General features: G+C 71.7%; 10 protein-coding genes and 1 pseudogene. 9 read left to right on the forward strand and 2 right to left on the reverse strand.

Translation table 11 applies throughout. From position 1 onward, the window contains the following. The first annotated feature begins 255 nt into the window (after nucleotides 1–255). From ACFV7R_RS18525 to ACFV7R_RS18560, 8 genes and pseudogenes are all read left to right on the forward strand, one after another. Nucleotides 256–1848 carry an ABC transporter substrate-binding protein gene (locus tag ACFV7R_RS18525; RefSeq protein WP_385264506.1) on the forward strand — a complete coding sequence of 531 codons (1593 nt, stop codon included), beginning with the start codon at nucleotides 256–258 and terminating at the stop codon, nucleotides 1846–1848. Between the two features lies 1 nt (nucleotide 1849). Then, nucleotides 1850–2779 (forward strand): ABC transporter permease, encoded by a 930-nt coding sequence (locus tag ACFV7R_RS18530; RefSeq protein WP_385264507.1) that lies wholly within the window; start codon nucleotides 1850–1852, stop codon nucleotides 2777–2779. Between the two features lie 14 nt (nucleotides 2780–2793). Further along, nucleotides 2794–3771, forward strand: coding sequence for an ABC transporter permease (locus ACFV7R_RS18535; RefSeq protein ID WP_385264509.1), 978 nt, complete (start codon nucleotides 2794–2796; stop codon nucleotides 3769–3771). Then, nucleotides 3768–4756 (forward strand): annotated as a pseudogene (locus tag ACFV7R_RS18540) (ABC transporter ATP-binding protein). Before ACFV7R_RS18535 ends, ACFV7R_RS18540 begins: the two are co-directional and overlap by 4 nt. Next, nucleotides 4749–5801, forward strand: coding sequence for an ABC transporter ATP-binding protein (locus ACFV7R_RS18545; RefSeq protein WP_385264510.1), 1053 nt, complete (start codon nucleotides 4749–4751; stop codon nucleotides 5799–5801). The pseudogene ACFV7R_RS18540 and the gene ACFV7R_RS18545 overlap by 8 nt, the downstream one beginning before the upstream one ends. A gap of 229 nt (nucleotides 5802–6030) precedes the next feature. Beyond that, nucleotides 6031–6216 (forward strand): hypothetical protein, encoded by a 186-nt coding sequence (locus ACFV7R_RS18550; RefSeq protein ID WP_129800431.1) that lies wholly within the window; start codon nucleotides 6031–6033, stop codon nucleotides 6214–6216. An 80-nt stretch (nucleotides 6217–6296) separates the two neighbouring features. Continuing rightward, complete coding sequence (locus tag ACFV7R_RS18555) at nucleotides 6297–9341, forward strand: AAA family ATPase (RefSeq protein WP_385264511.1); 3045 nt, start codon at nucleotides 6297–6299, stop codon at nucleotides 9339–9341. Between the two features lie 37 nt (nucleotides 9342–9378). After that, nucleotides 9379–9567: a DUF6191 domain-containing protein gene (locus ACFV7R_RS18560; RefSeq protein WP_385264512.1), complete on the forward strand. Its 189-nt coding sequence runs from the start codon at nucleotides 9379–9381 to the stop codon at nucleotides 9565–9567. 10 nt (nucleotides 9568–9577) lie between these two features. Here ACFV7R_RS18560 and ACFV7R_RS18565 read toward each other — a convergent pair whose 3' ends face one another. Both ACFV7R_RS18565 and ACFV7R_RS18570 read right to left on the reverse strand, forming a co-directional pair. After that, complete coding sequence (locus ACFV7R_RS18565) at nucleotides 9578–10786, reverse strand: PQQ-dependent sugar dehydrogenase (RefSeq protein WP_385264514.1); 1209 nt, start codon at nucleotides 10784–10786, stop codon at nucleotides 9578–9580. 87 nt (nucleotides 10787–10873) lie between these two features. After that, entirely contained in the window at nucleotides 10874–11872 is a 999-nt protein-coding gene (locus ACFV7R_RS18570) for an aldo/keto reductase (RefSeq protein WP_385264515.1), read from the reverse strand. Between the two features lie 76 nt (nucleotides 11873–11948). Between ACFV7R_RS18570 and ACFV7R_RS18575 the strand changes: the two genes are divergently transcribed. Next, a complete protein-coding gene (locus tag ACFV7R_RS18575; protein WP_385264517.1) occupies nucleotides 11949–12899 on the forward strand; it encodes a 2-hydroxyacid dehydrogenase in 951 nt (316 codons plus the stop codon). Nucleotides 12900–12929: the final 30 nt, after the last annotated feature.

The following is a 12929-nucleotide window of genomic DNA, read 5'->3' on the forward strand; positions in this document are numbered from 1 at the left end:
ATTTCGGTCGTAGTGCCGGGAATGGGTATGTGATCTTCTGTCTTCGTCGCCGGACCCGGGGACGCGCGGCACGGACGGTCGGGACGGGCCGGCGTGCGGGGCGGATCCGATCCTGCGCATCTCTTGACGCTGCCACGGTGCCGGTTTAGCTTCGGCGTTCACAGATGCGGACCGGGTGCGCAAGTGTAGACAGCTCCTCGCAGTCGCCCGTACATGGAACGCGACACATCAGCACTCACCGGAGACGAGCCGACGATGAAGTTCTCCGTTTCCCCCCTCCCGCCCGCCGGACGAAGGCGGCCCCGCGCGACGACTGCGATGCTCCTGGCGGGCACGGTGCTGTTGTCCAGCGGCTGCGCTGTGGCGGGCAGCGCCGCCGGTGACTCCGGCCGCGCCGACGGCCGCACGCTGCGGGTGGTGCTCACTCAGGAACCACCGACGCTGGAACCCTGCGAGGCCTCACTGACCGGCACCGGCGTCGTCGTCCGGTCCAACATCACCGAGCCGCTCGTCGAACGCGACCCGGACTCCGGCGAACTGCACCCCCTGCTCGCCACGGGCTGGAAGCAGACGGACGAGCGCACCTGGACCTTCGACATGCGCACCGGGGTGACCTTCCAGAACGGGGAGCCGTTCACCGCCGAGGACGCCGCCTTCTCCATCGACCGGGCGGTCAACTCCGACCTCGCCTGCAACGTCGAGGGCTATGTCTTCGGTGACGAGGACCTCGAGGTGAAGGCGGAGAGCGACACGCGGCTGACCGTCACCACCGAGCAGCCCGACCCGATCCTGCCGCTGCGCCTGAGTTTCGTGGAGATCGTGCCGCGCACGACCGACGCCGAGGCCAAGGTCCGTATCCCCATAGGCACCGGCCCCTACGCCGTCGGCTCCTGGCAGCCCGGAGCGGCGATCTCCCTCGACCGCTACGACGACTACTGGGGCGAGGCCCCGGCCTTCCCCCGGGCCCGCTACGTCTGGCGGAGCGACGCGAGCGTCCGGGCCGCCATGATCGACAAGGGTGAGGCGGAGATCGCCGTGGCCCTCGACCCCATCGAGGCGGACAAGGACACGACGGCCTCCTACCCCAACAACGAGACGACCGCGCTGCGGCTGGACGGCCGCGAGCCGCCGCTCGACGACCACCGGGTGCGCCGGGCCGTCGACCTGGCCGTGGACCGCGAGGGCATCATCGAGGCCCTGCTCGGCGGACTCGCCGAACCGGCCGGCCAGCTGGTCCCGCCCGGCGTGGTGGGACACGGCGACGAGATCCGGCCGACCCCGCAGAACGTGGCCCGGGCCAAGGCCCTGATCGAGGAGGCCAGGGCCGACGGTGTGCCCGTCGACCGGCAGATCACCCTGGTCGCCCGCAACGGCATGTTCTCCGGGGTGTCGGAGACCGCTGAGGCCCTCCAGTACCAGATGCAGCAGATCGGGCTGAACGTACGAGTCCGTATGGCCGACACCGCCACCCAGCTCCAGTACCAGCTCCGGCCGCTGCCCAAGGGGGTCGGCCCCATCGCCCTGCTGATCATGCACGGCAACCAGGCCGGTGACGCGGCCTTCACCACGAGCCAGTACCTGCTGAGCGACGGCCCGCAGTCCACCTTCGGCACCGAGGAGCTCGACCGGCGCATCGCCGACGCGGGCGCGCTCTCCGGCGAGGAGCGCCAGAAGGCCTTCGCCGATCTGCTCGCCGACCAGAACAAGACGGTCGTTCAGTACACCCATCTGGCCCACATGAGCGGACTGCTCGGTCTGTCACCGTCCATCCGGTACGAGCCGAACTCCGCCACCGGCGACGAGATGCGGCTGGCAGAGGTCAGCCCGGCGAAGGCGGCACAGCACTGACATGGTTACCTTTCTGCGCAAACGCATCCTCTCCAGCGCCATCCCCCTGGTGTGCGTGGTGCTGGGCGTGTTCTTCCTGGCCCGGATGACCGGGGACCCGGTCGACCTCTACCTCCCGCTGAGCGCCACCGCCGAGCAGCGCGCGGAGTTCTCCGCCGCGCAGGGCTTCGACCTCTCCATCCCGGCACAGCTGTGGAACTACCTCGTCGACGCCGTGCACCTGGACTTCGGCACCTCGCTCAGGACCGGTCAGTCCGCGACCGAGATGGTGCTGGACGCCATCCCCGTCACCCTGCAGCTCGCCGGTGTGACCATGCTGCTGGCGATCACCGGAGCGGTACTGATCGGCAGCCTGGCCGCCCACCGGCCCAACTCCCTGGTCGACCGGATCGCCAGCCTGCTGTCGATGACGGCCGCCAGCATCCCCGACTTCTGGTTCGCCGTCATGGGCGTACTGGTCTTCGGCGTGAGCCTCGCCTGGCTGCCCACCTCGGGCACCCTGGGCGGACCCGAGGTCTGGGTCCTGCCCATCGCGACCCTGCTGATCCGCCCGTTCGGTGTGCTCGTCCAGGTGGTGCGCGGCAGCATGGTCTCCGCGCTCTCCGCCCCCTACGTCAAGATCGCCCGGAGCAAGGGCGCCACGCCCCGCCGGGTGATCTTCGGCCACGCCCTGCGCAACGCGGTGACGCCCGTGCTGACCGTGGCCGGTGACCTGACGGTGGGCCTGGTCAACGGCGCCGTGATCGTGGAGACGATCTTCGGCTGGCCCGGCATCGGCAAACTCATGATCGACTCCATCCTGCAGCGCGACTTCGCGGTCCTCCAGGCGGCCGTTCTGCTCACCGCGGTGACCATCTTCGCGCTGAACATTCTGGTCGACGTCTGCCATGCGCTGACCGACCCCCGAGTGCGTCAGGCGGTGCCGGCGTGAGCGAAGGAAGCAGCATGACCACAGCAGAGACCTCCGCCGAGGACGAAGCCGCCCCCGGGCACGACACCGCTCCCGCCCGGAACCGTCCGCCGCGCTGGTGGCGGCTGCTCGGCCGGGACCGCGCCGCGGCCGCCGGAGCCGTCGTCCTCACCCTGGTCGCCCTCGTCGCCCTCTTCGGCCGGCTGTTCATCGGCGACCACGCACAGCGCCAGGACCTGGACGCCTCCCTGCGCCCGCCGTCCCTGAGCGACGGGGTGTACGGGCTGCTCGGCACCGACGTCCTCGGCCGCAGCGTGCTGGCGCGCCTGGTCGACGCGGCGGCGACGACCCTGTCCGTGGCCGTCCCCGCGGTGCTGTGCTCACTCGTGATCGGATCGGCCCTCGGCCTGTGGGCCGGCTACCACGGGGGACGCCGGGAGAGCCTGGTGATGCGCGTCGCCGACGTCATCCTCAGCTTCCCCTCCCTGCTCATCGCGGTGGTCGTGCTCTACGTCTTCTCGCCCTCCGCGCTGAACATCGTGCTGATCCTCACCGTGGCCCGCATCCCGGTGTATCTGCGCACCTCCCGGGCGGAGGCGGCCGAGCTCAGGAGCCGGCTGTTCGTCGACGCGGCCCGCACCTTCGGCACACCCGGCCGGCACATCATCCACCGGCACATCCTGCCGATCGCCCTGCCGACGCTGCTGACCGTCGCCACCCTCGACTTCTGCTTCGTGATGCTCACCGAGTCCTCGCTGAGCTTCCTGGGCATCGGAATCCAGCCCCCGGACGTCAGCTGGGGCCTGATGGTCGCCCAGGGCCGGCAGTACCTCCAGACCGCCTGGTGGATCACGGTGCTGCCCGGACTCGCCATCGTGCTCACCACGGTGTCCGCCACGCTGCTCGCCGCGTGGGCCCGTATCGCCACCGACCCCGCCCAGCGCTGGCGTCTGACGCTGCCCCGCAAGCGCCGCGGTGCCTCCGCCGCCGTTCCTCCGGAGATGATCCCGTGACGACCACTTCCGCCCCCGCCCTCGACGTCGAAGGGCTGTGCGTGGACCTGAGCACGCCCTCCGGGACGGTACGCGCCGTGGACGGCGTCAGCTTCAGCGTCCGCCACGGCCGCACCCTCGCCCTGCTGGGCGAGTCCGGCTGCGGCAAGTCGATGACCGCGCTGTCGGTGGTGGGACTGCTCGACCCCGCGGCCTCCGTGACCGGCGGCGCCGTACGGGTCAGGGGCAAGGACACCCTGCGGCTGAGCCCGGCCGAACGCCGCAAGCTGGCCGGCCCCGTCCTGTCCATCGTCTTCCAGGACGCCCTGACCGCCCTCAACCCGGTGCAGCCGGTGGGCCGGCAGATCGGCGAGCCGTTCCGCATCCACCGCGGACTGAACCGGCGGCAGGCCGGGAGAAGGCGATCGAGCTGATGACCCGCGTGGGCATCCCCGAGCCCAGGCAGCGGGCCAAGTCCTATCCGCACCAGTTCTCCGGAGGCATGCGCCAGCGGCTGCTGATCGCGATGGCCGTCGCCCTCGACGCCGACGTCCTCATCGCCGACGAGCCGACCACCGCGCTCGACGTCACCGTGCAGGCACAGATCATGCGGCTGCTGCGGGACCTCCAGGACGAGCGGGACATGGCCGTCGTACTGATCACCCACGACCTGGCCGTGGTCGCCCAGCGCGCCGACGACGTGGTCGTGATGTACGCCGGCACGGTCGTGGAGCAGGGAACGGTGCACGACGTCTTCACCTCCCCCCGCCACCCCTACACCCGCGGACTGCTCGACTCGGTCCCCGAGGACGCCGAGCGCGGACGCCCGCTCCCCGCCGTCCCCGGCAGCCCGCCCGAGCTGAGCGCGGTGCCGCCCGGCTGCGTGTTCCAGGCCCGCTGCCCGCTGGTGCGGGAGCGATGCGTCCGGGAACGGCCGTCCCTGCGCAGCGCGGGCGACGGACGTTCGGCCGCCTGCCACTTCTCCGAGGAGCTCGACCGTGCCTGAGTCCCGCGCCACCACCGCCACCCCCGGACCCCGGGCCGAGGGAGCCAACGGACCCCCGCCGCTGCTCGAAGTCCGCGGTGTCACCAAGAGCTTCGGCAGCGGCCGGCGCCGGCTGACCGCCCTGGACGGAGTGGACATCCAGCTCGGCCGGGGACAGACACTCGGGCTCGTCGGCGAGTCCGGCTGCGGCAAGTCCACCCTGGCCCGGGTGCTGCTCGGGCTGGAACGACCCGACGCGGGCACCGTGCGGTACGACGGCGTCGACCCCTTCGCCCTGCGCGGCAAGGAGCTGCTGAACTGGCGCCGCCGCGTCCAGATGGTCTTCCAGGACCCCTACGCCTCGCTCAACGCCCGTATGTCGGCCGCCGATCTGATCGGCGAGCCCTGGCGCACCCACCGGGACGTCGTACCGGACGCCAAGGCCCGTGAGAAGCGGATCCGTGAACTGCTGTCCCTGGTCGGGCTGCGGGAGAGCGACGCCCACCGCTACCCCAACGAGTTCTCCGGCGGGCAGCGCCAGCGCATCGGCATCGCCCGCGCCCTGGCCCTGGACCCCGACCTCATCGTGTGCGACGAGCCGGTCTCCGCCCTGGACCTGTCGGTGCAGGCGCAGGTCCTCAACGTGCTCTCGGAACTCCAGTCGCGCCTCGGCGTCGCCTATGTGTTCATCTCCCACGACCTGTCCGTCGTGCGGTACCTCTCCGACCGGGTGACGGTGATGTACCTGGGCAAGGTCATCGAACACGGCGAGACCGAGGACGTGTTCGAACGCCCGCAGCACCCCTACACAGCCGCGCTGATGTCGGCCGCACCGGTCCTGGACACCTCCCACGCCAACCACGACCAGGAGATCCAGCTCAAGGGCGAGATCCCCTCGCCCTTCGACATCCCGTCCGGCTGCCGCTTCCGCACCCGGTGCCCACGCGCCGAGGACCGGTGCGCCACCGAGGCACCGCCGGCCGTCGTCCGCGAGCCGGAGGGCGCGGGCGACGCCCACACCGCGCTGTGCCACTTCCCGCTGGAGGCGCGGTCTGCGTGGGCATGACCGGCGGGGAGTTCGCCCCACTGGTGGCGCAGCAACTTGGGGCCGGGCCGGGGGCTTAGCCGGGGACTTAGGAGGTGCCTGGCGTACCGGTGACCGTACTAAGTGCCTTCCAAGGCCCCGAGCCCGCCGAAGATACGGAACTCTCCCGATGTGGCGGACCCTCCTGGGAAACGAAGGTGGAGGCATCGCAATGAGCGATACCGCACACCGACCTTTCCAGGGAGAAGAGATGTACGAGTACGAGCTCCAGCAGCTTCGCTCCGCCGAGCTGATCCGCCGGGCCGAGCACGAGCGGCTGGTCCGCGAAGCCATACGCAGCGGCCGCGCCGCCCGCCGGGAAGCAGCCGAACGCGCCGCCGCGAACGAGGCGCATATCCGCCGCCCACGACGGCACCGGTCCCCACGCACCGCGTGAGCGCCGCAGGGCCGGCAGACGGGCCGAGGGACGGACGCCACCGCGGGAAAACCGGTGCCGCGTTGTCAGACCCCCGTGCGATGCTCGGACTTGTGGAGACCAGGTCCGTCAGTCCCGTCTTTGTAGGCCGTACCGAGGAGTTGGACACGCTGAACGACGCGCTCGCCCGCGCTGCCGCGGGCGAGCCGCAGGCGTTGCTGGTGGGCGGTGAGGCCGGCGTCGGCAAGACCCGCCTCGTCGAGGAGTTCGCCACCGCCGCCGGCCGCAAGGGCGCCGTCGTCGCGCTGGGCGGCTGTGTCGAGATCGGCGCCGACGGGCTGCCCTTCGCCCCGTTCTCCACCGCACTGCGCGCCCTGCGCCGTGAACTGCCGGACGAGCTGGCCGCCGCTGCCGCCGGGCAGGAGGAGGAACTGGCCCGGCTGCTCCCCGAGTTGGGTGAGACGGGCACCGGCCGGCCCGACGAGGAGGGCATGGCCCGCCTCTTCGAACTCACCGCCCGCCTGCTGGAACGCATCGCTGCCGACCGCACGGTCGTCGTCGCCCTGGAGGACCTGCACTGGGCCGACGCCTCCACCCGTCACCTCCTCGCCTACCTCTTCCGCACCCTGCGCACCGGCCGCCTCGTCGTCCTCGCCACCTACCGCTCCGACGACATCCACCGCCGCCATCCGCTGCGTCCCCTGCTGGCCGAACTCGACCGGCTGCGCACGGTCCAGCGCATCGAACTCGCCCGCTTCAACCGCGCGGAGGTCGCCTGCCAGATCGCCGGCATCCACGCCGCCGAACCGGACCCAGCCCAGGTCGACGAGATCTTCCAACGCTCCGACGGCAACGCCTTCTTCGTCGAGGAACTCGCCGTCGCCGCCCACGAGGGCTGCCACACCGGCCTCACCGACTCCCTGCGCGATCTGCTCCTGGTGCGCGTGGAGACGCTGCCCGAGAGCGCCCAGCGGGTCGCCCGCATCGTCGCCGAGGGCGGCTCCACCGTCGAGTACCGGCTGCTGGCCGCCGTCGCCGGCCTCGCCGAGGACGACCTCATCGAGGCCCTGCGTGCGGCGGTGAACGCCAACATCCTGCTCGCCACACCCACCGGCGACGGCTACCGCTTCCGCCACTCCCTGGTCCGCGAGGCCGTCGCCGACGACCTGCTGCCCGGTGAGCGCTCCCGTCTCAACCGCCGCTACGCCGAAGCCCTGGAGGCCGACCCGGGCCTCGTCCCCGCCGACCAGCGCGTCATGCGCCTGGCCAGCTACTGGTACCACGCGCACGACGCCGCCAAGGCCCTGCCCGCCGTCCTCGACGCCTCCGTCGCCGCCCGCCGCCGGCACGCCTACTCCGAGCAACTCCGGCTCCTGGAGCGCGCGATGGAACTGTGGGACCCCGCCCCCGAGGACGTCCGGGCCGCACTGCGCCCCGCCGGCTACACCGACGTGTACCGCGCTCCGGACGGCGGAGATCAGGCGACCACTGCGCTGCGCTACCTCGACCTGCTGGCGGCGGCCACCGTCGCAGGCCGCTTCTGCGGAGAACGCGAACGAGCCCTGAAGATCACCAAGCGGGCGCTGCGCCTGCTGGAGGACGAGGACGACCCGCTGCTCGCCGCCTGGTTCTGGGTCCAGCGCTCCCGCCTGGTCCAGGCGAAGGCCCGCGACGACGGCTGGAAGGAACTGGCCACCGCCCAGGAACTGGTCCGCGGACTGCCGCCCTCCGAAGTACACGCCGAGGTCCTGACCAACGTCGCCACCTGGTCCATGCTGCACCAGCCCGGCGTCGAGGCCCTCGCCGCCGCCGAGCGCGCCGTGGAGTACGCGCGCATGGTCGAGGCCCGCGAGGTCGAGCTGAACGCCCGCGTCACCCGTGGCGTCCTCCTCGTCGACGCCGGCGACATCGAAGCGGGGCTCGCGGAGATGTACGAGGTCAAGGAGCAGTCCCTCGCCGGGTCCTTCACCCATGTCGCCGGCCGTACGTACGTCAACCTCCCGTCCGAACTCGAAGCCGTCGGCCGCTCCCTGGAAGCCGCCGGGATCCTGGAGGAGGGAACCGGGTTCGCCCGGAAGTACGGCCTGCTGGACACCGAGGCGTGGGTGTGGAGCAACCTCTCCGACTCGCTGTTCTCACTGGGCCGTTGGGACGAGTCCGCCGAGGCCGCGTCGAACGCGGTGCGCCGAGGCCAGAGCGCCAAGCCCCAGGGCACGGCCGCCCTGTGCCTGGCCCATGTCGCCCTGGCCCGCGGCGACGCCGCCGAAGCCGGCCGCCAACTGGCCGCCGCACACGGCTATTTCGGCACCCACGACCCCATGCCCCAGCAGTGGCTCCCCCTGGCCTTCATCGCCATCGGCGTCGCCGCCTCGGAAGGCCGCATCATGGACGCCCGTGACCGACTCGACCGCGCCCTCGACGCCGGCATCCCGCCCGGCACCCAGCGCTACGGCTGGAAGCTGCTGCTCGCCGCCGCCACCGCCGAGGCCGACAGCCGCAACCTGCCCGCCGCCCGGCAGGGCCGCGAAGAAGCCCTGGAACGCATCTTCAGCACCGTCAAGCGTCTCGCCACCGGCGCGCCCATCTGGGCCGCCCACGAAAAGTGGGTGCGTGCCGAGCTCCAGCGCGCCGAGGGCATCGCCGGCCCGGACACCTGGTCCGAGGTGGTCACGGCCTTCGAACGCCTGGAACGCCCCTACGACCTTGCCCGTGTCCGCCACCGCCTCGCCGAGGCGCTCCTCACCGCCGGGGGAGAGGACGACCGCGACCGTGCCACGGAGCTGCTCCGCCTCGCCCACGCCGTCGCCGACCGCCTCGGCGCGCGCCCCCTCGCCGACGCCGTCGGCCTGCTCGCCCAGCGCGCCCGCCTCAGCCTCCGCCAGGCCCCGCAGCAGTCGCCCGCCGCCGATCCGGTCCAGGCCCTCGGCCTCACCAGCCGGGAACGCGACGTCCTCCGCCTGGTCTCCATCGGCCGCACCAACCGCCAGATAGCGGAGGAACTCTTCATCTCCCCGAAGACGGCCAGCGTCCACGTCTCCAACATCCTCGGCAAGCTCGGCGTCTCGGGGCGCGGCGAGGCGGCGGCACTGGCGCATCGGCTGGGCCTCTTCCCGTCCGAAACCCTCAGCGCTCCAACGGCAGGGTGAGGCTTACGCTGGGGATCAACCGGCCGAGGGAGGCCCTGTGTTCAACGTCTTCGAGGAACTGTTCGCGCCCGGCCGCAAACACACCCGCGACGAGCAGAACCGTCTGGAGCTGACCCGGGAGGACGTGGGCGACGGGGATCCAGGACGCGGCCCGATCGACCTGTCGTCCGGGAAAGTCGTCGTACGCCCGCCCGAGCCGTCCGAGCAGGAGCCGGCGGCGGACTGAGGCGCCGTACTCAGCTCACCTCCACCTCCAGGATCCGGTCGTCCCCGCCCTCGGGGGACCCCCGTCCGTCCGTCTCGCTGGTCACCAGCCAGAGCTTGTTGCCGCCCGCCGAGACCACCGTGCGCAGCCGGCCGTACTCGCCCTCCAGGAAGGCCTGCGGGTCGGCCGACGCCTCCGTCCCGTTCAAGGGGATGCGCCACAGACGCTGGCCGCGCAGGCCGGCCATCCACAGGGAACCCTCGGCATACGCGATGCCGCTGGGGGAGGCCTCGTCCGTGGCCCACTGGGCTATCGGGTTGTGGAACCCGGCCTCGTCGGAGGTGCCCTCGACCTCCGGCCAGCCGTAGTTGTCGCCCGGCTTGATCGCGTTCAGCTCGTCCCAGGTGTCCTGGCCGAACTCCGCGGCGAACAGCCGCTGCTTGTCGTCCCAGGCGAGGCCCTGCACATTGCGGTGGCCGTACGAGTACACCGGGGAGTCCGGGAACGGGTTGCCCGGTGCCGGTTCGCCCTCCGGGGTCATGCGCAGGATCTTGCCGCCCAGGGACTCCCGGTCCTGGGACAGGCCCTCCTCGCCGCTCTCGCCCGTGCCCGCGTACAGCATCCTGTCCGGGCCGAAGGCGATCCGGCCACCGTTGTGGATGAAGCCCTTGGGGATGCCCCGGAATATCGTGTCCGGCGCGCCCAGCTGTTCACCGGAGGGCTTCTGCTCGTTGTACAGCATGCGGACGATGCGGTTGTCCGAGGCCGAGGTGAAGTACGCGTAGACCATGCGGTCCGAGGCGTAGTCGGGGGAGACGGCGAGGCCCATCAGGCCGCCCTCGCCGGCCGGTGACACCCCCGGCACCTCGCCCAGCTCGGTCTTCCGGCCCGTCTCGGTGTCGACCCGAGTGATCGTGCCCCCGTCGCGGGAGGAGACGAGGAGGTCGCCGTCGGGGAGGGCAGCAAGCCCCCAGGGGCTGTCCAGGTCCTCGGTCACCGTGCGTACGACCTCGGCCGAACCCTTGGCGGGCGGGGTCTCCTCGGCGGCCTGACCCGGGGGCGGCGACTGCGCGGCCGTACTGCTCGGTGTGGTGTCTCCTCCACCGCCGGGGGAACCCCCTCCCTCGTCGTCGGAGGAGCAGCCGGCCGTCAGCAGGAGTGCGGCCGCGGCCAGTACGGCCGTCACAGCTCGACGTTGCACGATCATGGTCCCTTCGACGCGGCGGGTTCTACTTGTCATACACCGCTCGCGCCCCACAGGTTCCCGATCACCCGATCCCGAACCAGCAAATCAGGAACCCGCAGGTCAGGAACCCGCAGGTCAGGATCATTCCCACGATCCCTGCGCCCGCGGCAGCCCCGACACCTCCGTCAGGTCCCGGGCCGACAGGCACAGCCGGGCCGCGTCCGCGTTCTCCGTCACCCAGCGCTCCTGCTTGGTCCCCGGCACCGCAACCACGTGCCGGCCCTGCGCCACCACCCACGCCAGCGCCACCTGGGCCGGCGTGACGTGCTCGCCGTGCCGGGCCGCCACCCGGCGCAGGCCGGCCACGATCGGCTGGTTCGCCGCCATCATCTCGGCGGTGAAGCGGGGGTGGCGGGCGCGCATGTCGTCGGGCTCGAAGCCCTCGCCGGGCGTCAGCGTGCCGGTCAGGAAGCCGTTGCCGAGCGGCATCGCGGCCAGGAAGCCGATGCCGCGCGCCTCGCACCACGGCAGCAGCGTGTCCAGCGCCTCCGGTGACCACACCGACAGCTCCGCCTCCACCGCGCTCACGGGGAAGACCTGCTGCACCCGCTGCAACTGCCGGATCGTCGCGTCGTGCAGCAGCGTCCCCGACCGCCGCCCGCCGCGCGCCCCCACCGCGCACAACCCCAACGCCCTCACCTTTCCGGCCTGGACGAGTTCCGCCATCGCGCCCCAGGTCTCCTCCACGGGAACCTCGGGGTCGGCGCGGTGCAGCTGGTAGAGGTCGATGACGTCCGTCTGCAGGCGCCTCAGGGACGCGTCGCAGGCCCGCTTCACATACCCCGGGCGGCCGTTGGCCACGATGTGCTGCTCGCCCACCAGCAGGCCGACCTTGGTCGACACGAAGGCATCGGACCGCCGCTCCTTCAACACCCTGCCCAGCAACAGCTCGTTGGTGAACGGGCCGTACATGTCGGCCGTGTCCAGCAGCGTCGAGCCCAGATCGAGCGCCCGGTGCACGGCCCTGAGCGACTCGTCGCCCCGTTGCCGTGACGTGCTGTACGCCCAGCTCATCGGCATGCACCCGAGTCCGACGGCCCCCACCGCGAGTGCCGCCGCGCCGATCGTCCTGCGCTCCACCTGCCCGTAACCCTCCCTCTCCTGCCACCCCAACCTAACCTCTGCACTCCCGTGCCCCTCACATAGCCTCATGAGCATGACTGCTGATGTGTGGCTGCCCATCCCGCCGGAGGAGATCGAAGGGCTTCCGGAAGGGCCGAACTACCGCTTCTGGGACGGTGGAGAGACCTTCCCCGCGGATCCCGGCGACTGTGCCTTCTATGTCGTCCCCTACATGAAGCCCAGCGAGGTCGGCGTGCGGCCGTTGCCGGGGATGACGTCCGTCGAGGTCGTGCAGACGCTCTCCGCCGGTATCGATCATGTCGAGCCGGGGCTGAAGCACCTGCGCCCGGGCGTGCGGTTGTGCAACGCGCGCGGTGTGCACGAGGCGAGCACCGCGGAGCTCACGCTCACGCTGATCCTGGCCTCGTTGCGCGGGATCCCGGACTTCGTGCGGGCGCAGGACCGGGGGGAGTGGCTCGGCGGGTTCCGGCCGGCGCTCGCCGACAGGAACGTACTCATCGTCGGATACGGGTCGATCGGCGCGGCGATCGAGGACCGGCTCGCGCCGTTCGAGCCTGCGCGGGTGGCGCGCGTCGCGCGCTCCGAGCGCACCACGGCGCGCGGTCCCGTGCATCCACTCACCCAACTGCCCGCCCTGCTCCCCGAAGCGGACGTCGTCATCCTGTCCACGCCGCTGACGGAGGCCACCCGAGGACTGGTCGACGCCGAGTTCCTGGCCCGTATGAAGGACGGTGCCCTCCTCGTCAATGTCGCCCGCGGCCCCGTCGTCGACACCAAGGCGCTGCTCGCGGAACTGGACAGCGGCCGCATCACCGCAGCCCTCGACGTCACGGATCCCGAACCGCTGCCGCCCGCTCACCCCCTGTGGCGTGCGCCCGGCGTGCTGATCAGTCCGCACGTCGGCGGGCCCACTTCCGCGTTCCTGCCGCGCGCCAAGCGGCTGCTGGTGGACCAGTTGAGCCGCTACGTGAACCAGGAGCCGCTGCGCAACGTGATCCTTACGACGGGCACGAGCGGAACCTGACCGACCGCCTCGGACCCGCCGCGACAGACG

Source organism: Streptomyces sp. NPDC059866, assembly GCF_042731325.1.
Taxonomy (GTDB): Bacteria; Actinomycetota; Actinomycetes; order Streptomycetales; family Streptomycetaceae; genus Streptomyces; species Streptomyces flavusporus.

Bases quoted from the DNA above. Each gene is read 5' to 3' on its own strand.
- ACFV7R_RS18525 (WP_385264506.1), top strand. From the start codon at position 256: ATGAAGTTCTCCGTTTCCCCCCTCCCGCCCGCCGGACGAAGGCGGCCC.
- ACFV7R_RS18530 (WP_385264507.1), top strand. From the start codon at position 1,850: ATGGTTACCTTTCTGCGCAAACGCATCCTCTCCAGCGCCATCCCCCTG.
- ACFV7R_RS18565 (WP_385264514.1), bottom strand. From the start codon at position 10,786: ATGACAAGTAGAACCCGCCGCGTCGAAGGGACCATGATCGTGCAACGT.
- ACFV7R_RS18555 (WP_385264511.1), top strand. From the start codon at position 6,297: ATGCTCGGACTTGTGGAGACCAGGTCCGTCAGTCCCGTCTTTGTAGGC.
- ACFV7R_RS18535 (WP_385264509.1), top strand. From the start codon at position 2,794: ATGACCACAGCAGAGACCTCCGCCGAGGACGAAGCCGCCCCCGGGCAC.
- ACFV7R_RS18575 (WP_385264517.1), top strand. From the start codon at position 11,949: ATGACTGCTGATGTGTGGCTGCCCATCCCGCCGGAGGAGATCGAAGGG.
- ACFV7R_RS18550 (WP_129800431.1), top strand. From the start codon at position 6,031: ATGTACGAGTACGAGCTCCAGCAGCTTCGCTCCGCCGAGCTGATCCGC.